We start from the raw sequence: 20809 nt of genomic DNA, 5'->3' as shown, positions 1-20809 counted from the left end.
GTAACGGAAAGTTATTTCCCGGAAAATGTTTCTATTAAACCGGCTCTTCGAGCCGGTTTTTTTGCTGAAAAAATAAAAATCAGTTATTGCACAGAACTCGATATGCTCGAAGTATGCAAAATATCGGAAAACTGTTTTTTGGCAGGATAGGACAAGAGCACTACTTATTTGTTACAATGAGTGTTGCAGGAAAAAATTAGGGGAGCAAGGAGGGGAAGTTAATGAAGCGTGGACACCAGGTTGTTTTGTTCGCAGTGCTGCTGCTTTCGTTAACGATTCTGTCTCCCAGCTTTGATTTTAGAGGTTCACAGCTTAATCAGGAACGAGATCAGGAAAAAGATGCATTTCCCAACACGTCATCTCGTAGCGAAGACCAACATGCCCCACTAGAGATTGTAGTCTCAATGTCTGAGACCGACTTTAAATCATTTAAAAAGATGGCTAATGAAGTAGCAACTTCTCAACATGTGGAAATCAGTCTTCGGAATTTGGAGCCGGATACATATAAGCGAGTGCTTGATAATAAATTTTCGGTAGGAGAGAGCGGAGATATCATTCTTCTGGATAGCGCGGAAGTTCAATATCATGCCAAAAAAGGACATCTGTATCCGTTGAATGGTACAACACTGTCCAAGTCTTTGGGAGAAACTGTGGTAGGCTTACGAGAAATGACAGAGTGGAATGGTTACCAATGGGGGATGCCGTTTGATTTTGACGCTTATGTACTTGCAGCTCGCTCTCCATTCCTGGACGAAGCCGGTTTGGCAGGTTTACCCAAAAATAAGGAACAGTGGAACAAACTTGTACAACAAGCAACCCAGGATGAAACGGATTTAATAAGCATAAATTTAAATGACCCTCACGCGGTAAGTGCGTGGTTGAATCAGTTTGATCCAGGCATGGCTCCCGACAAAATTAAGAAAGCGCAAACTTCTTCGCAAACGGAGGCGTACCAACAGATCATACAGTTGATAGATCAGATCCAGTCGCATATTAACGTCGAATCAATGAATCCGACGATCTCTTCTTCGGGTGAGCAGACGGGAGTTCCTATGGTAGTAACGTTGCTGTCTCGTTTGTTGAGTGGAGATCAAGGCGTGGCAGGCGAACAGGAATCATCGGAGAAGATAGCTCTCAGTGCGTTAGAACCGCTGAGATCAAGAAGTCTTGTTATCGCAGCTGGATCACTTGAGGCGGAAGAGGCCAGCCGCTGGATTGAAGGGATGACATCCTCTGCCGTGCAATCGGAGTGGTACCAACAGGCTAACTATTTACCAGCAAAGCAACAGGAACTAGATCTTGAGTCACAGAAACTAATAACGAAGTATAATACGACGGATGTAAAATCCTGGTTTCCAGCTGACTCTTCGCAGGCTGTTATGACGGAAAGTCCTATACTAACTTCTGCCTTTCAAAAGAAGATCCAACAACTTCTCGCGGGAGAGATCACGGCTAATCAGTACGTCAAAAGCATTATTGCCTTGCAAAGCTCGTCAAAATGAAATGGCGAGCTTGACTTCAAGTATGCCTTCGCTTGTGGATACCTCTGTGGCTTTGACAAACGACAGAATTTTCTGTGGGTAAAATCCGAGATCGAATTCTCGTTCCAGCATACGACGTGTGGTATCGGGCAGTTCTAACTGATTAAACACAAGTTTATCTACATGAAATCGAATTGAATTCTGAGGTTCATTCTCAACCGTATAATGGCCTTCAATGCTTAATTGCAACTGATCACGCTGCCCAGAAGCAGTGATTCGATCTTTGTCGAACTGAAAGGCGAAGTCTTCAAAGATCGGATTCTGTGATCGTAGAAACGTATTTAACTCATCTTGTCCAATTCGAATGGTGTACGATGTTCCGGTAGTGGAGATTCCTCCGTTTTGTTCCTGGATAAACTGTGGCAGGTTCTGCATAGCTGATGCCAATGCTTTAAAATATCGCTTGACCTCGTATATGCCGATGTTCTCCCAATAGATAGTCAACTCATCCATCAATTTCTGCATGGCTGCAGCATCCCCGCTGGCAGCTACTTTTCCGTCCACTTCTTTCTGCAAAGCTAGTACTCGTTCACGTTGATTTTGAAGATTGTTTTTGAGTTCAGACAGTTCTGCAGAGGTCTGATTAATCTGGGCGGACGTTTGCTGCATGGTGCGATATCGATCCTGATACTTGTCCAGTACAGCCTGATCCCTGCCAATAATAATCTGATAGTAATCGTATAGAATGAACAGGTCCTTAAAGGATCTTGCCCCCAGTACCGTCATCAAGAGACTATCACGCTCCCCGGTATAGTAGGATCTTACAACTGCACCCGCTCGGTCTTGCTGAGTATGTATCTGGTCTTCCTGTTCCTGAAGTTGCATGGATAACGTCTGACGCTGTTCGTCTAGCTGTTTTTGTTTGGCTGCAATACGTTCGATTTCATGATCGATTTCGACGATGGATAGGCTTTGTTGCAGTATTTCGCGTGTTTCCTCAGAGGAAGGTTCTCCATAGGCATAAGTCCAAGGTATCTGGATCAAAAATATAATACATACGATGAAGCCAGGAATGCCGTATCGACGTTTCACCTATCATTCTCCTTTCCATATCTACATATGATGCGAACAGGCTTATCTCTTCCAGACAATATATGAAATAGATACGTGAAATATCCGTAGTGGTTACATAACACAAAGAATAGTCATTTAATCTGAAAACGACAAAAAAGCAATCCGACATTAGCCGGATCGCTTTGATGCTGCTGGCGGATTAGAGCGGCAAATCCATTTGGAATACGGTCCAGTAGCTGAACCCTGTGAATGTCACGATCATATAACCCCAGAAGAGCAATATGTACGTACGTTCGGTAAATTTCAAATATCCCAAAATGACAAAAAACGCAGTCTGCAGGAAAAAAAGCAAAGCCATTTCGACCAGGTCTCCCGCAAAAGCCATCAGGCCAATCGCTAGCGTGAAGAACCCGAGTACCCGAAACATGCGCGCCACGGTAAGTCCTCCTCTCCTATGTACGATCATAGATTGTCTACACAACATTATACCGGGAAAGGAAAAAGGTGTAAACAAAATTGGATATGAAAGCGAATTCTTTTTTTGGCCTAAAAGAGTTAAAGTATGGTTTGTTTTGCATATGTAACGTATGAGTACTCATAAATGTGGAAATACATTTTAGTATGAAATCAATTCTATGAACTCTATGAGAGGCATAAGAATGAATGAAGCAGCTTTTATACCTAATTCACATACCGGGAAATCGGTTATGGGGACGGTTATTTTAGGATGTTGTTAGGAGGGTATTATAGCATGACTGCAGTGAGACAGGATGCTTGGAGTACAGAGGACGATTTGATTTTGGCTGAGGTTACTTTGCGTCATATTCGGGAAGGAAGTACACAACTAGCTGCTTTTGAAGAGGTTGGCGAAAAAATAGGCAGAACTTCTGCCGCTTGCGGTTTTCGCTGGAACAGCTGTGTACGTAAGAAGTATGAGTCTGCTATTAGCAATGCTAAGGCTCAACGACAAAAACGGAGTTATCTCCGGAAACAACCGGCTTTGCTTGGACCACAAGTAGCAGCTTTGTCCACCCTGGATACAGAAGAAAATCTATACAAGGCGGATGGTATTTCGGAAGATTCTCTATCCATTGATGCAGTTATACGATTCTTGCGGCAATGGAAGGGAACTGTGCAGGAAAACGGTCGTCAGCTCAAGATGCTTGAGAAAGAGCTTCGTGAAAAAGAGGATGAACTTCATGAACTGCGTTGCGAGAATGATCGTCTGTCTAAGGAAGTGAATGAAGTACAGACTGATTATCGTGTTGTAAACGACGATTATAAAGCACTGATTCAGATTATGGATCGTGCTCGCAGACTCGCATTTCTGACAGAAGAAGAAGAGGAACTCAAAACGAGATTCAAAATGGATGCCAACGGGAATCTGGAACGAATTGAATAAAAGCAAATTGTATCTGATGATCAGCATTAGATTAGGACCCGTCACACCTCCGTTACATAACGGCGGGTATGATGGGTTTTTTGTTTGCTGTTTTTGTTCTATTATAGATAAAAGCAACTATTGGAGCAGAGGTAGGGATGCAGCATGATCATTGACGTTGTAGGATCAGGGTCACTGGGTCTTTTGTATGGAGGTAAGCTTCAGGACGCAGGCAACGAGGTTCGGTTTTGGACCAGAACGGCTGAACAGGCAAATAAACTGAGTATAGAAGGATTTAAGGTCATCGAACGGGAGAAAACCATCCAGATTACACCTGATCATATCCAGGTCAAACCGATTACGGAGTTAACCCGAGTGTGGCAACACTCACCTGGAGATTGGCTACTATTAATGGTGAAACAGACAGCGATACATGATGTTATACGTGAAATTGGTTCATTGAAGACGCAAGTGCTCAACATCGCATGTTTCCAAAATGGGGTTGGGCATCTGGATCATGTGCAATCCAATATGCCGCATTCCAATATATACAGCGTCATAACTACAGAAGGGGCGAAACGTCAGCAAGATGGAGTCATCCGTGCAGGTATAGGAGAGACCTGGTTGGGCAAAAGTGCAGATGTACGTATCTCACCTCTAACGCCAATGAATCAAAATGACCCCATTCGTTTACAGGGACTTTTGCAGCAGGCAGGATTTGGCTGTACAGTGTCGAATGAAATCGATAAGCTGATTTATAGGAAGTTGTTAATCAATGCTGTCATTAACCCTCTTACCGCGATATGGCGTATTCCTAACGGTGAGTTAATTACAAAGGAAGAGCGAATCGTGTTTATGCGTCAGCTGTACGATGAGGCATTGGCGGTATACAGAGCAAGCGGAATACTTCTTGATGTTGATGTGTGGGAACAAATCCTCTCCGTCTGTCGTTCTACAGCCTCAAATACATCTTCCATGCTGTCGGATGTTCTGCATGGACAACAAACGGAGGTGCAATCCATTAACGGGCAAATCGTAAGCATGGCGTGTCGGTGTGGCCTGTCCGCTCCGATGCATGAAGTACTGCTTCATCTGATTGAAGGTATGCAACCGGAAGGAGTGAGTTAATGGGATTTTTTATTGTGCTGAGCATACTGCCGTTCTTTCCATTTTTTCTTGTGTATTGGATCATGTATGGATGGAAAAAAGATAAGCGTGTGGCGCTGCGCTTGGCAATGGATGTAACAACCTTATTCCTTATATTCTCTGTATCGGCGTTATTCAACTTAACATTTGATTCGAATTTTGGATTTTATTTAACACTAATACTCATACTAATAGCGCTTGGATTCATCGGAGGTGCACAAAATCGGCTCAAAGGTAAGGTCGATAGGGGTAGAATGTTCCGGGCCGTTTGGCGCATGGCTTTTGTCATAATGAGTTTTGGGTATGTTTTGTTTACTATATTTGGATTATTTAGATACTTCATGAAACAGATGTAAGGATACATAACGCAAAAGGGCTAAAAAATGTGTCGATTTTGTCGAAAACTGAAAAAAACATTACTTTCTGAAAAAGTAATGTAGATTTTTTTGACCGGTGGTTGTATAATCTATAAACATATACCACATCAATTTAGGGGGAAAGTGTTAGATGAAAAGGAAAAGTCTATTAGTCCTTTTGACGCTGATTTTGGCGTTCGGTACCGTACTTGCAGCGTGCGGATCGAAAAACGAAGGCACAGGTAACACCGATACTGGTTCTGCAACCGAAGGAAATGGTCTTGCTAAAGATCAAGTCCTGAAAATTAACCTGTCAGCTGAACCTCCTACGTTAGACCCGGCTCAAGCAAAAGACAGCCAAACCAACACTGTACTGAAATTCTTGTATGAAGGTCTTGTGCGTATCGACCCTGATGGCAAAGAAGCTCCAGGTGTTGCTAAAGACTGGACAATTTCCGAAGATGGTCTGAAATATGTTTTCAACCTGAACCCGGATGCTAAATGGAGCAACGGTGATGCAATCACTGCCGAAGACTTTGTACGTTCTTGGGAACGCGCTTTGAAACCGGAAACAGCTTCTCCATATGCTTACCAATTGTATTACATCAAAGGTGCTGAGGGTTACAACCTGAGCAAAGACGAAACATATAAAGGTACTAAAATCACAGACTTCTCTCAAGTAGGTGTTAAAGCTACTGATGAGCACACACTGGAAGTAACGTTGGAAAACCCAACACCTTACTTCTTGGGTCTGACAGCATTCTACACGTACTACCCAGTACACAAGTCTGCTGACACGAATGACAAATTCTTCACAGACTACAAAAACATGATCGTTAACGGACCATTCACAATGGATCAATACGCTAAAGGTCAAAAAATCGTCGTGAAGAAAAACGAAAGCTACCATGCAGCTTCTGACATCAAATTGTCTGAAATTAACATGTCCCTGACAAACAGCAGTGCTTCCGAACTGCAAGCTTATAAGTCTGGACAATTGGACTACACAGGCGCACCTAACGGTGAAATTCCTTCCGACCAAATTCCTTCTGTAAAAGCGGAATTGCCGGACGAGTTTAAAGCTACTGGTATTGCAAGTACTTACTACTACCAGTTCAACGTTAATGAAGCTCCATTTAACAACGTTAAAATCCGTAAGGCTTTTGCAATGTCAATCGAGCGTCAATTGATCGTTGACAAAGTAACACAAGGTGGACAAATTCCAGCTTTCGGCTTTGTACCTCCAGGTATCCGCGGTGAAAACGGCGAATTCCGTGATGAGCACAAAGATGACTACTTCACTGAGAACGTAGAAGAAGCTAAGAAATTGCTTGCTGAAGGTATGAAAGAAGAAGGCTACACAACATTGCCAGCAGTAACTTTGATCTACAATACTAGTGACGGTCACGCGAAAATCGCGCTTGCTGTTGCTGATATGTGGAAGAAAAACCTTGGTGTTGACGTGAAAACGGAAAACCAAGAGTGGGGCGTATTCCTTGAGAACCGTCAAAACCAAAACTTCCAAATCGCTCGTGCGGGCTGGTCTGCTGACTACAACGATCCGTACAACTTCTTGGAAATGTGGACTACTGGAAACACAAACAATGATTCCAAATTCAGCAACGAACAGTATGATAAAGATGTTAAAGAGACTGTAAAATCTGCAGATCCAGCTACTCGTATGGCTGCTTTTGCTGACGCTGAGAAAATCCTGATTCAAGATGAAATGGGCGTATTGCCGATCTATTACTACACTAACGTATCTTTGACTAAGCCTTACCTGAAAGGCATACAACTTGATTTCAGTGGAGCTATTGACTTCACTCGTGCATATCTGGAAGAGAAATAAGTTGTTCTGAAGTCTATATGATTACTTCGGGATATATATGTGGAATTCCATATATATCCCGATTTTTTTGTATGTGCACCGATTTTCCTTATAATTCTTGAAATTTCCGATAAATGGATTGGACATTATTCTTGTCTAATTCTACAATCGATTTGTATACAAAATATTGTTTGTGGAGGTGTGCAAGGGTTGGTTAAGTACGTGCTGAAAAAACTGCTATTTATGCTGCTATCGCTTTTCATACTCGCATCAGCAACCTTCTTCCTGATGAAGGCCATTCCGGGTGACCCTTTTACATCCGAGAAAAAAGTATCTCCTGAAATCCGGGCACTTTTGGAAGTGAAGTATGGTTTGGACAAACCGATGTATGAACAATACCTGAAGTATATGGGTGGAATCATCAAAGGTGATTTCGGGGTTTCTATGAAATACCTGAATCAAGATGTAACGGGTATGATCACTCAAACGTTTACAGCATCGCTGAAGCTAGGAATCTTTGCGATTATTATCTCAATTGTTGTGGGTGTCTTGTTGGGGCTTATTGCCGCAGTGTACCATCGCAAGTTGATTGATGATATTACGATGATTCTGGCTGTTATCGGGATTGCTGTACCGAGTTTCTTGCTCGCATCCCTGGTGCAATATGTTTTTGCATTCAAACTCGGCTGGTTTAATGTTATGGGCTTCGATGGCCCGCTCGACTATGTGCTTCCGGTTGCCGCATTGTCAGCATCTCCAATTGCCTTTATCGCACGTTTGACGCGTTCAAGCATGTTGGAAGTGTTGCATGCAGACTACATCAAGACAGCCAAAGCCAAAGGTTTGAAATGGCCTGCTATCATGTTTAAACACGTTTTACGGAACGGTATTCTGCCAGTCGTTACTTACGTTGGTCCGATGACAGCAAATATTATCACAGGTTCCGTTGTTATTGAGCAAATCTTTAATATTGGTGGAATTGGTAAAGTATTTGTAGAGAGTATTACGAATCGTGATTACACGATGATCATGGGGATTACAATCTTCTATGGTATTCTCTTGATGCTTGCACGTTTCCTGACAGATATCGCTTACGTGTTGATTGATCCTAGAATTAAGCTAGAAAGCCGGAAGGGGGCATAACGTTGTCTGGCAAGAATAACAACAATAATGAAACGGCGAACACAGGCCTGGATAGTCAGGCAGCGTTGAAATCGCAAGAGAGTGTATCGCTATTCAAAGACGCTATGTACAGACTTGCAACCAACAAGGCCGCTATGATTAGTTTGGCTGTTCTAGTCCTTGTTGTCATTTTCTCTATGATTGGTCCAACTTCGTTGTTCTCAAGCTATAATTATTATTCCAATGATTTGTTGAATGCCAATGCTGCACCGAGTGCTGAACACTGGTTCGGAACAGATGAACTGGGTCGTGATGTATGGGTAAGAACCTGGGTAGGTGCACGTGTGTCTCTTACTGTAGGTTTGGCTGCTGCTTTGATTGACCTTGTCATCGGGGTAATTTATGGAGCCATTATGGGCTTCTACGGTGGACGTGTTGACGGCATCATGAACAAGTTCTCCGAGATCTTGTACTCCCTGCCATACATGCTCGTTGTTATCCTGTTGCTGGTTGTATTGGAGCCAAGTCTGACAACGATTATCATTGCACTTACCATTACAGGATGGATCAGTATGTCCTGGATTGTGCGTGGTGAGATTATGCAACTCAAAAACAGAGACTTTATCCTTGCTGCTCGTTCCATGGGCGCAAGCACTGGACGTCAACTCTTCCGTCATTTGTTGCCAAATGCTGTCGGACCAATTCTCGTTACATTGACATTGTCCATCCCAAATGCCATCTTCGCAGAAGCATTTTTGAGCTTCCTCGGATTGGGTGTATCTGCACCTAAATCCTCTCTTGGATCTATGATCAATGATGCACTTACAGGCTGGACGCTGTATCCTTGGCGGATGTGGTTCCCTGCAGGTTTGATGGTTATGACAATGCTCGCATTTAACTTGCTTGGTGACGGCTTGCGCGACGCGCTTGATCCGAAATTACGTAAATAGAAATAGGAGGTGGGATTATGGAGCCGATTTTAACAGTCAAAGACCTGAGTGTGTCATTTACGACGCGTTCTGGTGAGTTTGATGCCGTTAAAAATGTGAGTTTTGAACTTGGCAAAGGAGAGACGCTGGGGATCGTAGGTGAATCCGGTAGTGGTAAGAGTGTTACTGCCCAAACCATCATGAAATTGATTCCCTCCCCGCCTTCGAAGGTCAAAAGCGGAGAAATTACTTTTCACGGGCAGGACCTGCTGAATAAGACAGATAAACAGATGGAAGCCATCCGTGGTAAAGATATCGGCATGATCTTCCAGGATCCAATGACTTCTTTGAATCCTACCATTAAAATTGGTAAGCAAATTACCGAGGTACTGCGCAAGCATCAGAATATGTCCAAAAAAGAAGCTGAAAAAAGCGCATTGGAAATGCTCGAACTTGTAGGCATCAAAAATGCGGAATCGCGTATGAACCATTATCCACACCAATTTTCCGGTGGTATGCGCCAGCGTGCTATGATTGCGATTGCCTTGGCATGTCGTCCATCCCTTCTGATTGCGGATGAGCCAACAACTGCACTCGACGTAACGATTCAAGCACAAATCTTGGATGTTATGAAAGACATGCAGCAAAAGCTTGGAACTTCGATCATGCTTATCACGCATGACCTTGGAGTAGTGGCAGGAATGTGTGATCGTGTTGTCGTTATGAAGGAAGGCGAAGTTGTTGAAACAGGAACAACTGCTGAAATCTTCAGTAATCCTCAACATCCATACACGATTAAATTGCTGAATGCTCTCCCTCGTCTGGACGAGCCTAAAAAAGAAAAGCCTACTCCAGTTGGTATTATCAAAGGTGCCAACAAGCCGCTGGTTCAAGTGAAGAACCTGAAACAATACTTCAACTTGGGCAAAGGCAACATTCTAAAAGCGGTTAATGATGTTAGCTTTGATATTTTTGAAGGCGAAACACTTGGAGTTGTAGGGGAGTCGGGCTGTGGTAAGTCCACAACTGGCCGTACAATTCTGCGCCTTTATGAGCCAACAGGCGGAAATGTTAACTTTAATGGAACGGACATCTACAAGCTGTCTCCGCGCAAGATGAAAGAAATGCGTAAAGATATGCAGATGATTTTCCAGGATCCTTATGCATCTTTGAACCCACGTTTCAACGTTATGGATATCATCGGTGAATCTCTTGATATTCATGGTCTGGCGTCAAGTCGGGCAGAGCGGAAGAGACGCGTTGAAGAATTGCTTGATCTTGTAGGTCTGAATCCTAGCCATGCACTCCGTTATCCACATGAATTCTCAGGTGGTCAAAGACAACGGATCGGGATTGCCCGTGCATTGGCTGTAGACCCTAAATTCATCATCTGTGATGAGCCATTGTCTGCATTGGACGTGTCCATTCAGGCTCAGGTCGTTAATTTGCTTGAAGAACTTCAGCAACGCCTCGGCTTGACATACCTGTTTATTGCACATGACTTGTCCATGGTTAAACATATCAGTGACCGTGTAGCTGTAATGTACATGGGTAAAGTGGTGGAGTTGGCAGAAAGTGAAGAACTTTATGCTAATCCAATTCACCCTTATACCAAAACATTGCTGTCCGCGATTCCTGTACCTGATCCGGAAGTAGAAGCGAGCAAACGTCGCATTTTGCTGCCGGAAGAACAAGCACTTAAGAATGGATCTGGTGGTCCTGCAAATGATCCATACAACCTGCAGAACGCTCAATTGATTGAGATATCCAAAGGTCACTGGGTTGCAGAACCTTACGTATAAAAAGTACAATTTTCATTTGGACTTATCCATGAATATCAAACCGCCGACTTTGTTCGGCGGTTTTTTATTTTTTGATGCACTTTCTTTTGACGAAGAGGGCTCTCATTCGGTACAATCAAGAAAGGCTCTTTGAAGCAGAATAGGAGGCAGACCTCATGAAAGGTATTACCGAGGCACTCCGCAGCGGAACGCGACTTGCAGAAGACTATGTCTGTTCAAGGGATGCTGCGCGTGGCCTTTACCAATATGACATTCGCTGGGAATCGGGGCTTCATACGCGTGCCGAGTGGCTAGACCAATCGGAGAACACACGTATTCCTCGTCAACATCTGGCAGAGTATCTACGTATATATAATAAACGGGTGAACGATCATGGTGCAGTCCATGAATCCATCACACGTCTCGCGGAACAAGAAGCGTTGGTTGTTACGGGAGGACAGCAAAGCGGCCTGCTTACTGGTCCGTTGTTTGTAATTTATAAAGCAGCAAGTGTAGTTGCAGCTGCGCGGGAAGCGGAGAACAGGCTACAACGGCCGGTCGTTCCCGTTTTTTGGATTGCAGGCGAAGACCATGACTGGGATGAAGTGAACCACACATACTTGCCTGACGCCAACGGTGACATGACGAAGATCAAGTTACAAGGGCGGTTTGCAGGCAGGGATTCTGTGAGTTATGTCCATGTGGAAACAGAACAATGGATGACCGTGCTGAAGCAGGTGGAGCATCTGTTACCGGATACGGTGCACAAACCTGGTTTGATGAAGCTGGTTACGGAAATTCATCAGTCGAGTTCGAATCTGAGTGATGCGTTTGCTCGGTTAATCTCAGCATTGTTTGGCAGCAGTGGACTTATTCTGATGGATGCTGCAGATCCAGACTTGCGCAGGCTTGAGCAGCCTGTATTTGAGCGTTTGATTCGTGAAAATGGGACATTACGCCAAGCATATGCACAAGGTGCCTCCGCACTGGAACAAGCCGGATATGCCATGCCAGCTGAAGTTGCGGAAGATGGGGCCAATCTGTTTTACATACATGAAGGGGCACGGTTGCTTCTGATGTTGAAAGACGGCTTGTACAGCGACCGTAAAGGTCTGGTTTCATTTACAGAAGATCGACTGCTTCAGGAACTGGCTGAACATCCCGAGCGGTTTAGCAACAATGTATTGACCCGGCCATTGATGCAAGATTCCATTTTACCTGTAGCGGCTGTTATCTTAGGTCAAGGTGAGATCGCGTACTGGGGATTGACACGTGAAGCGTTTGGACGCTTTGGGCTGCAGATGCCTATCTTGCTTCCACGTCTGTCCTTTACCATTTTGGAAGATGTTCATCACAAGCATATGAAGCAGTACGGTCTTTCTTTCCAGGACGTTCAATATCATATGGAAGATAAGAAGGAACAATGGCTGGCACAGCAGGAGACCTTCCAGGTCGATGAACAATTCGAGCGCGTTCAGCAAGCATTTGCCGATCTATATCGTCCATTACTTGATCAGATCACAGAGATCCATCCTGGTCTGGACCGAATTGGAGATACCAATGTAGGTAAGATCAGCGAACAGATGCAATATCTGCAACAGCAGACCCACAAAGCCATCAAAGATAAACACAATGTGAGTCTAAGACACTGGAACGGGATGCAAAACTCACTCTTTCCCATGAACAAACCACAGGAACGAGTACATAACGTACTCTTTTACCTGAACCGTTATGGAACCGAGTGGATCGGACAACTGATTGAAAGTCAGAACGAATTCCGTGGACAACACCAAGTGATCACATTGTAGTGACCTTTTATAATAGAAGGAATAGATAATCGAGGAGGATGAGGAATGACTACCCCTGCATTGCAAAACAGTATCGTTAAGGATATGGGACTCGCTTCGGAAGGTCATCTGAAAATTGATTGGGTAGAAGCACATATGCCGGTGTTAAACCGCATTCGTCACCAATTTGAACAGGATCTTCCGTTTAAAGGTTTGAAAGTAGCCATTTGCCTTCACCTTGAGGCCAAAACAGCTTACCTGGCGAAAGTCATTCAAGCTGGTGGTGCAGAAGTGACGATTACACACAGCAACCCATTGTCAACACAGGACGATGTTTGTGCTGCTCTGGTGGAAGACGGCGTTACGGTGTATGCCAAACATAATCCGGACCCTGTTGAGTTCAAAGAACTGCAACTTCGTGCACTTGAAGTGAAACCTGATCTGATCATTGATGACGGTGGAGACTTTGCCACTATCATTGCATCTGAACGACCTGACCTAGCTGCCACCATTCGTGGTGGAGCAGAGGAAACGACAACGGGCATCATTCGTTTGAAAGCTTTGGCGAAAGAAGGACAATTGCGTTTCCCAATGGTTGCAGTCAATGACGCTTATTGCAAATACTTGTTTGATAACCGTTACGGTACAGGTCAGTCTGCATTCGATGGTATCATCCGTACAACTAATCTGGTCGTTGCAGGAAAGAACGTAGTTGTAGTGGGTTATGGATGGTGTGGTAAAGGTGTAGCGATGCGTGCCAAAGGGCTCGGAGCAAATGTCATCGTAACTGAAATTGATCCTATTAAAGCCGTAGAAGCACATATGGACGGATTCCGTGTCATGACGATGGTAGAAGCTGCAAAATTGGGTGATTTCTTCATCGCTGTTACCGGCAATAAAGATGTGATTACTGGAGAGCATTACGATGTGATGAAGGATGGAGCAATCCTGAGTAATGCGGGTCACTTTGACGTGGAAGTAAACAAACCTGAACTTGCTAAACGTTCCGATTCGATTCGTACCGTACGCCGCAACATTGAAGAATATCGCTTCAAAGATGGCCGTAAGATGTATTTGCTGGCCGAAGGACGCCTCGTAAACCTGGGTGCAGCCGATGGACACCCTGCCGAGATTATGGATACAACGTTTGCATTGCAAGCGCTGGGTCTGCGTTATGTGAGCGAGAACTATGCGGAACTGGGTAAAACCGTTGTTAATGTACCTTATGACATTGACCAACAGGTTGCCAGTTACAAACTAGAAAGCTTGAATATTGCCATCGACTCTTTGTCCGCCGAGCAGGAAAAATATCTGGACAGCTGGAAATTCTAAGAGGCATCCATTAATTACAAGCTGATTAAGTGCTTCAAAGGGTTTAAAATGGTTTATTAATGATATGGCTCATATGCGGGTGTACGTGCGATTGCCCGTAAACGGGAAACGTCTTTGATCCTGAGTGACAGGATCAAAGACGTTTTTTTGCGGTTGGAAATTGAAAAAAAGTAAAGCCCGTAAGAAGGGTTTTGATTTTTTTGTGCGAATCTATTATGCTTAGGTGGTGGAAAGTGGGGCAAAGTGGGAGAAACGGGTGAGGAGTGAGTGGGCCAATGTTTATGGGGGAGTTCCAACATAGCATTGATGACAAGGGTCGGGTTATTATTCCGGCTAAATTCCGCGAATCTCTGGGACCGTCTTTCGTTGTCACACGGGGTTTGGACCAGTGTCTTTTCGTGTACCCCATGGAGGAGTGGGGGGTCATGGAACAGAAGCTCAAAGCACTGCCGTTGATGAAATCCGATGCACGTGCGTTTACCCGGTTTTTTTTCTCGGGTGCCACCGAATGTGAATTGGACAAACAGGGCAGGGTAAATTTGCCGGGCAATCTTAGAGAGTATGCCAAGCTGGACAAGGATTGCGTTGTTCTTGGCGTGTCGAACCGGGTGGAGATTTGGAGCAAAGGCATATGGGAGAGTTATTTCAATCAATCCGAAGAAGCATTCAACGACATTGCCGAAAAGCTGGTCGATTTTAATTTTGATTTATAAAGTCAGGAGGGGTGCAGGTTGTTTCACCACATAACCGTACTCAAAGAAGAGGCAACAAAGGGATTAAACATCAAGCAGGACGGTATATACGTGGACTGCACTTTAGGCGGTGGCGGACATAGCTCCGTGATTGCATCCAAGCTCGGTCCAGGGGGACGTCTGATCGCACTGGATCAGGATGATTGGGCTTTGGATAACGCGCGTGAAAAATTGGCTCCATATGGAGAGCGGATTACATTGGTGAAAACCAATTTCCGTGATCTCGAACAGGTACTGAAAGAACTGGATGTACCGATGAAAGATGGCGTGCCACAGGTAGATGGCATTTTGTACGATTTGGGGGTATCATCGCCGCAATTCGACGAAGGAGAACGTGGATTTAGCTACAATCACGATGCTCCGTTGGATATGCGTATGGATCAGGACGCATCCCTTACCGCCAAAGAGATTGTTAACGAATGGCCGGAAGAGGAGATTGCCCGCATTTTGTATCGCTATGGTGAAGAGAAATTCTCTAGACGAATTGCGCGTGTCATTATTGAAAAGAGGAAGCAATCCACTATTGAGACTACTGGCGAACTGGTGGAATTGATCAAAGAAGGGATTCCGGCGGCGGCTCGTCGTACCGGAGGACATCCTGCAAAACGCAGCTTCCAGGCATTGCGAATTGCGGTTAATGATGAGCTGGGCGCGTTCGAAGAAGCGTTACATCAGGCCGTTCGGTGCTTGGCACCAGGCGGACGTGTATCTGTTATTACTTTTCACTCACTTGAGGACCGAATTTGCAAACAGATTCTTAGCAGTTATCTGGAGAAATGTACATGCCCTCCCGATTTTCCGTTGTGTGTTTGCGGCGGTAAGGGTACCATGCGTTTAGTGAACAGAAAGCCGCTGATTCCAACGGAAACGGAACTGGCCGAAAACTCCCGTGCTCGTTCAGCGAAGCTGCGCGTAGCCGAGAAACTGTAAATCAAGAGCGGAGGAGAGAGTCGGAGTATGGCATATACACGTGGTAATCTGGCAGTGAAAGAAAAAGCGTCCCAAGAACGTGTGACCCAGCAGCGGTACAAGGAAACCACCAAAGTGGTAACCCGTCGTACCGGTCTTCCGGCACGCGAGAAATTTTTGTATTTGATTACTCTGGTCGCAGTCATTGTTGTGGGTGGTGTAATGATGTCGCGTTACGCTCACATCTATGATCTGAATAAGCAGGCACAGACGACGTTGTCTGACGTGAGAAAAGCAGAGAAAACTATTGCAGATCTGCAAGTGGAAAAAGAAAAACTGAACAATCTGGTCATCGAGAATGCTCGCAAACTTGGTTACGTTGAGGCTTCCGGCAAGGATGTCATTTTTGTACCTCGCTCAACAAGTACAACGAACTCGACAGGTACTGAATCGTCCTCGGATACAGCAAATAAGTAGAACATTTTGTATCAATCCATACAAAATGCTGAAGCAAAAGAGGTGTACCGATGGTAAAAAGAATAAAGATGCGCACGTTGCTTATAGGGGGATGTATTACCCTCTTTTTTCTTGTATTGATAACCCGCATATTTTTTATTCAGGTTGTTAATGGCGGTATTTGGCAGGAGCGAGCGGCTGGTTTGGTCGAACGCGAACAAACCATCAAGGCCAGTCGCGGGACAATCACAGACCGCAATGGTAACATTCTGGCCACGGATGCACCTGCTTACACGGTGTCTGTAAACCCAGAGATGATTAACAAGCTGGGGATTGAAGATGTGGTTATTGAAAAATTATCTAGTTTATTGGGTAAAAGCGAGAGTGAAATGCGTGCACTTGTAACAGCCAAAAAAGATGATGGTTCGTTCTTTCAACAACGTGAAGTGCGCAGTGAAGGGTATAAAATTAGCCCTGAACTCGCTGCCAAGGTAGACGAATTTCGCGAAAAACTGCAGGATGACTACAAGGCTAAAAACGCGATTGTCTTGACGCAGGAGTCGAAGCGATTTTATCCAGAAGAAACGCTCGCCTCTCATCTACTGGGATACATGAGCCGTGATGGCAAGGCTGTTAACGGACTTGAGGTCTCGTATGATGAACAGCTTACAGGTACAGATGGTTATCTGAACTATCAGAAGGATGCCAAAGGTATTAAGCTTCCTGACTCCCAGGATAATTATCTTCCTCCGCAAAACGGGAACAATCTGAAGCTAACGATTGATGATACAATTCAGTACTACATCGAAGATGCAATGAAAGAAGCGGTAGCCCAGTACAATCCACTGAGCATGACTGTCATTGCAGCAGATCCTAATACGATGGAGATTCTTGGTATGGCGAATTGGCCTAATTTCAATCCTAACACCTATTGGGAAACGCCGGATCAAAAAGACTTTATAAACCATGCGACACAATCCATCTATGAACCAGGGTCTACTTTTAAAATTGTTACTCTGGCGGGTGCGGTTGAAGAGAAGCTGTTTGATCCTAATGCCACGTTTGAATCGAAACCGACCTATATTGGCGGATATACTATCAGTGATAACGGTCATTCTTACGGCCGAATCTCTTACCTTGAAGGTGTAAAACGCTCCAGTAACATTGCTTTTGTTAATCTTGGTTACAACATGCTGGGCGGTGAACGTTTGCGTCATTACATAGACCAATTCGGTTTTGGCAAAAAGACGGGCATTGATCTGCCGAGCGAGGCAGCTTCACCAATCAAGCCGCTGGTCTTCAAATCGGAAATTGCCACAGCAGCCTACGGTCACGGTCTTGTACAGGTAACGCCAATCCAGCAGGTAGCAGCCATTTCGGCCATTGCCAACGGCGGCAAACTTATGGAACCGCATCTGGTTAAGGAAATTATTAATCCGAATGACGGTACATCAGAAGTAATCAAGCCGAAGGTTGTTCGTCAGGTCATTTCCAAGGAGTCTTCCAAACTGGTGAGCGGGTATCTGGAACAGGTTGTAGCTGACCAAACGATTGGTACAGGGCGCAATGCTTATATCGAAGGATACCGTGTGGCTGGTAAAACGGGTACGGCAAGAAAAGTTGTGAATGGGACATACAGTAAATCCAAAGACGTCGTTTCGTTTATCGGATTTGCACCTGTAAATAATCCCAAAATCGCGATGTTAATTGTGATTGACCAGCCTGATGGTTCCAATATTGGCGGAGGTACTGCAGCTGCTCCGGTATTCAAGAAGATTGTGAGCCAGACTCTTCAATACATGGGAGTTCCCAAAGATACAGTAAAGACCACTGACAAAAAGTCAAAAACAACGCCGGTCGTTCAATCTAAAGCTCCTGATCTGTCAGGCAAGACAGCCAAACAGGCTAGAAGCCAACTTTTGAACGCAGGAATTGCCTATGAGACGCTTGGTCAGGGTGAAAATGTCATTCGCCAGTATCCTGTGGCGGGTGCAGCCATGAATCCTGGCCAACGAATCTACCTTTTGACCGAAGAGAGCAGCAAAATGAAGATCCCTGATCTGACTGGCGAATCTCTACGAGATGCACTTGAAGTGCTCTCCCTCATGAAAGTGGGCGTAACCGTTAAAGGTGAAGGATATGTGGTGAAGCAAACGGAGCAGGTGGCAGGCGAACAGAGAACGGTTGAGCTTGTGCTGCAGACGGCCAAAGCGGCAGTTACCGGTATAGCAGATGAAGCTCCCGAGTCTTCTGATCCAGCATTAGGGGAAGAGACTAACAATCAGGGAGCAGCTGATGGAACGGGGAACACCGAAGAAACGGGTAAAACGGATACTACAAATTCACCTTCAAATGAGACAAAATCGTCTGGTAACACTTCGGACGGGGCTTCGCTTCCATAGAGATCACAGACAGCTTGTTCTAACCCCCGGTTGTCCTGAATATTCATGAATGGAACACAATCATGATTTTGGGACGAGTGGGGGGATCTTTTCGTGAAGGGGTCAAGCGTAAATCTGCGGCGCAGGTTGTTATGGAGTTTAGTGATTTTAGTTCTGTTATTCTCAGCCTTGGTGATCAGGCTTGCTTATGTACAGTTAGGGAAAGGACCGGAACTATCTGCGAAAGCGGAAGAGTCTTGGCGGCGGAATATTCCTTATTCAGCCAAACGGGGAGAGATCCTGGATCGAAATGGAACCTCTCTCGCCTACAATATAACCACACCAACCATTATGGCGATTCCTGCCCAGGTCAAGGAAGCGGAGACAACAGCAAGAGCACTGGCTCCTTTGCTGGGGATGACCGAAGAGAAAGTGCTGGCAACCATCAAGAAAAGAGAACTAATTGTACGACTACAACCCGGTGGCCGCAAAATTACGATGGAGAAAGCTCAGCACATCCGTGATTTGAAGCTTCCGGGTATCGTTGTTGCTGAGGATAATAAACGCTTTTATCCTTATGATGATCTGGCGGCTCATATTCTTGGTTTTACGGGTATTGATAATCAGGGCTTAACGGGTGTGGAGAAAAAGTATGATGATAAACTGAACGGTTTGAATGGCAGTGTGTCCTACTTGTCCGATGCGGCCGGAAGGCTAATGCCGGGCTCATCTGAGAAGTATGTGGAACCGAAGGATGGTCTGAACCTCAAGCTGACTATTGATAAATCGATTCAGTCCATCATGGAACGCGAGCTGGATCAGGCTATGGTCAAGTTCCAGGCCAACTCGGCGCTTGCCATTGCAATGAACCCTAAGACGGGTGAAATCCTTGGCATGGCCAGTAGACCCGGATACGAACCAGCCGATTATCAGCAATATCCGGCCGATGTATACAACCGGAATTTACCGATCTGGATGACGTACGAACCGGGTTCAACGTTTAAAATTATTACGCTCGCAGCAGCACTTGAAGAGAAAAAAGTAAATCTGACGCAGGATCAGTTCTATGATCCCGGATTTGTTGAAGTTGGAGGCGCTCGCCTGCGTTGCTGGAAAAAGGGCGGCCATGGAAGTCAGACCTTCCTCCAAGTCGTGGAGAACTCCTGCAACCCTGGATTTGTTGCACTGGGTCAGAGGCTGGGCAAAGAATCATTATTCTCCTATATTAAAGACTTCGGTTTTGGCACCAAAACAGGCATAGATCTGAGTGGTGAGGCCAGCGGGATTCTGTTCAAACTGTCACGGGTCGGTCCTGTGGAGCTTGCGACCACTGCTTTTGGTCAAGGGGTATCCGTTACGCCGATTCAGCAAGTAGCGGCTGTGTCAGCAGCTATTAATGGTGGTAAACTATACAAGCCATATGTTACAAAGGCTTGGGTTCATCCCGAAACGGGTGAAGTGATGGAAGAGGCCAAGCCGGAACTGGTTCGTCAAGTCATCTCGGAAGATACGTCCAAGCAAGTACGTGAAGCACTTGAGAGTGTCGTCGCCAAGGGTACGGGACGTCCGGCGTTTATTGATGGATACCGGGTTGGCGGAAAAACGGGTACGGCCCAGAAGGTAATCAATGGACGTTACTCCTCTACCGAGCATATTGTATCCTTTATCGGTTTTGCTCCAGCGGATGATCCGCAGATTGTTGTGTATACTGCGGTGGATAATCCGAAAGGGATTCAGTTCGGCGGCGTGGTTGCCGCACCGATCGTACAGAACATTCTGGAGGATGCGCTGCATTATATGAATGTTCCGGTTCGAAAGGATCAGGTAGCCAAAGAATACAAGTATGGAGAAACCAAAATCGTGACGGTTCCCGATCTGACAGGAGCTACGGTCGAAGACCTGTATGAGGATCTGAATATGAACTTTATGCTGGCCAAATCCGGCAGTGGGAAATATGTCATTAACCAGGCTCCGAAACCAGGAGCACGGGTTGATCAGGGTTCTACTATACGAATCTATATGGGTGATGTTCTGAATGATATTCATGATCATACCAAGGAGGAAGGACAAGAGCCCTGATGGGGCTCTTGATCC

At 45.1% G+C, this 20809-nt stretch carries 17 protein-coding genes; 15 read left to right on the top strand and 2 right to left on the bottom strand.

Annotated features, from left to right (window positions below):
• The first annotated feature begins 221 nt into the window (after positions 1-221).
• The gene (locus tag BUA17_RS17890) at positions 222-1502 is read left to right on the top strand and encodes an extracellular solute-binding protein (RefSeq protein ID WP_072734493.1); all 1281 of its coding nucleotides are present in this window, start codon (positions 222-224) and stop codon (positions 1500-1502) included.
• Here the strand turns inward: BUA17_RS17890 and BUA17_RS17885 are convergent.
• Both BUA17_RS17885 and BUA17_RS17880 read right to left on the bottom strand, forming a co-directional pair.
• The gene (locus BUA17_RS17885) at positions 1494-2573 is read right to left on the bottom strand and encodes a coiled-coil domain-containing protein (RefSeq protein WP_072734492.1); all 1080 of its coding nucleotides are present in this window, start codon (positions 2571-2573) and stop codon (positions 1494-1496) included. The two genes, BUA17_RS17890 and BUA17_RS17885, sit on opposite strands and share 9 nt — an antisense overlap.
• Before the next feature lie 181 nt (positions 2574-2754).
• Positions 2755-2991 (bottom strand): DUF2626 domain-containing protein, encoded by a 237-nt coding sequence (locus BUA17_RS17880; protein ID WP_053781237.1) that lies wholly within the window; start codon positions 2989-2991, stop codon positions 2755-2757.
• Positions 2992-3306: 315 nt separating this feature from the next.
• Between BUA17_RS17880 and BUA17_RS17875 the strand changes: the two genes are divergently transcribed.
• The 14 genes from BUA17_RS17875 to BUA17_RS17810 all read left to right on the top strand — a co-directional run bounded on the left by BUA17_RS17875 (position 3307) and on the right by BUA17_RS17810 (position 20794).
• The gene (locus tag BUA17_RS17875; protein WP_063567002.1) at positions 3307-3957 is read left to right on the top strand and encodes an RsfA family transcriptional regulator; all 651 of its coding nucleotides are present in this window, start codon (positions 3307-3309) and stop codon (positions 3955-3957) included.
• Positions 3958-4101: 144 nt separating this feature from the next.
• Entirely contained in the window at positions 4102-5064 is a 963-nt protein-coding gene (locus tag BUA17_RS17870) for a ketopantoate reductase family protein (protein ID WP_072734491.1), read from the top strand.
• The gene (locus BUA17_RS17865) at positions 5064-5438 is read left to right on the top strand and encodes a DUF3397 domain-containing protein (protein WP_072734490.1); all 375 of its coding nucleotides are present in this window, start codon (positions 5064-5066) and stop codon (positions 5436-5438) included. Before BUA17_RS17870 ends, BUA17_RS17865 begins: the two co-directional genes overlap by 1 nt.
• Before the next feature lie 151 nt (positions 5439-5589).
• Positions 5590-7287, top strand: a complete 1698-nt coding sequence (locus BUA17_RS17860) for a peptide ABC transporter substrate-binding protein (protein ID WP_063566999.1) — start codon at positions 5590-5592, stop codon at positions 7285-7287.
• Positions 7288-7476: 189 nt separating this feature from the next.
• Positions 7477-8409, top strand: coding sequence for an ABC transporter permease (locus BUA17_RS17855; protein ID WP_063566998.1), 933 nt, complete (start codon positions 7477-7479; stop codon positions 8407-8409).
• A gap of 2 nt (positions 8410-8411) precedes the next feature.
• A complete protein-coding gene (locus BUA17_RS17850) occupies positions 8412-9338 on the top strand; it encodes an ABC transporter permease (RefSeq protein WP_079696194.1) in 927 nt (308 codons plus the stop codon).
• A gap of 17 nt (positions 9339-9355) precedes the next feature.
• The gene (locus BUA17_RS17845; RefSeq protein WP_063566996.1) at positions 9356-11119 is read left to right on the top strand and encodes an ABC transporter ATP-binding protein; all 1764 of its coding nucleotides are present in this window, start codon (positions 9356-9358) and stop codon (positions 11117-11119) included.
• A 155-nt stretch (positions 11120-11274) separates the two neighbouring features.
• Positions 11275-12906 (top strand): bacillithiol biosynthesis cysteine-adding enzyme BshC, encoded by a 1632-nt coding sequence (bshC, locus tag BUA17_RS17840; protein WP_072734489.1) that lies wholly within the window; start codon positions 11275-11277, stop codon positions 12904-12906.
• 45 nt (positions 12907-12951) lie between these two features.
• Positions 12952-14217 (top strand): adenosylhomocysteinase, encoded by a 1266-nt coding sequence (locus BUA17_RS17835; RefSeq protein ID WP_072734488.1) that lies wholly within the window; start codon positions 12952-12954, stop codon positions 14215-14217.
• 275 nt (positions 14218-14492) lie between these two features.
• Complete coding sequence (gene mraZ, locus BUA17_RS17830; protein ID WP_017687291.1) at positions 14493-14930, top strand: division/cell wall cluster transcriptional repressor MraZ; 438 nt, start codon at positions 14493-14495, stop codon at positions 14928-14930.
• A gap of 18 nt (positions 14931-14948) precedes the next feature.
• A complete protein-coding gene (gene rsmH, locus BUA17_RS17825) occupies positions 14949-15899 on the top strand; it encodes a 16S rRNA (cytosine(1402)-N(4))-methyltransferase RsmH (protein WP_072734487.1) in 951 nt (316 codons plus the stop codon).
• 27 nt (positions 15900-15926) lie between these two features.
• On the top strand, positions 15927-16355 hold the full coding sequence (locus BUA17_RS17820) for a hypothetical protein (RefSeq protein ID WP_072734486.1): 429 nt from the start codon (positions 15927-15929) through the stop codon (positions 16353-16355).
• A gap of 50 nt (positions 16356-16405) precedes the next feature.
• The gene (locus BUA17_RS17815) at positions 16406-18736 is read left to right on the top strand and encodes a penicillin-binding transpeptidase domain-containing protein (protein WP_072734485.1); all 2331 of its coding nucleotides are present in this window, start codon (positions 16406-16408) and stop codon (positions 18734-18736) included.
• Positions 18737-18829: 93 nt separating this feature from the next.
• On the top strand, positions 18830-20794 hold the full coding sequence (locus BUA17_RS17810; protein ID WP_053781224.1) for a stage V sporulation protein D: 1965 nt from the start codon (positions 18830-18832) through the stop codon (positions 20792-20794).
• Positions 20795-20809: the final 15 nt, after the last annotated feature.

This window comes from Paenibacillus sp. ov031 (assembly GCF_900143165.1).
GTDB lineage: Bacteria > Bacillota > Bacilli > Paenibacillales > Paenibacillaceae > Paenibacillus > Paenibacillus marchantiae.
This window is presented reverse-complemented; position numbering and strand designations above follow the sequence as displayed.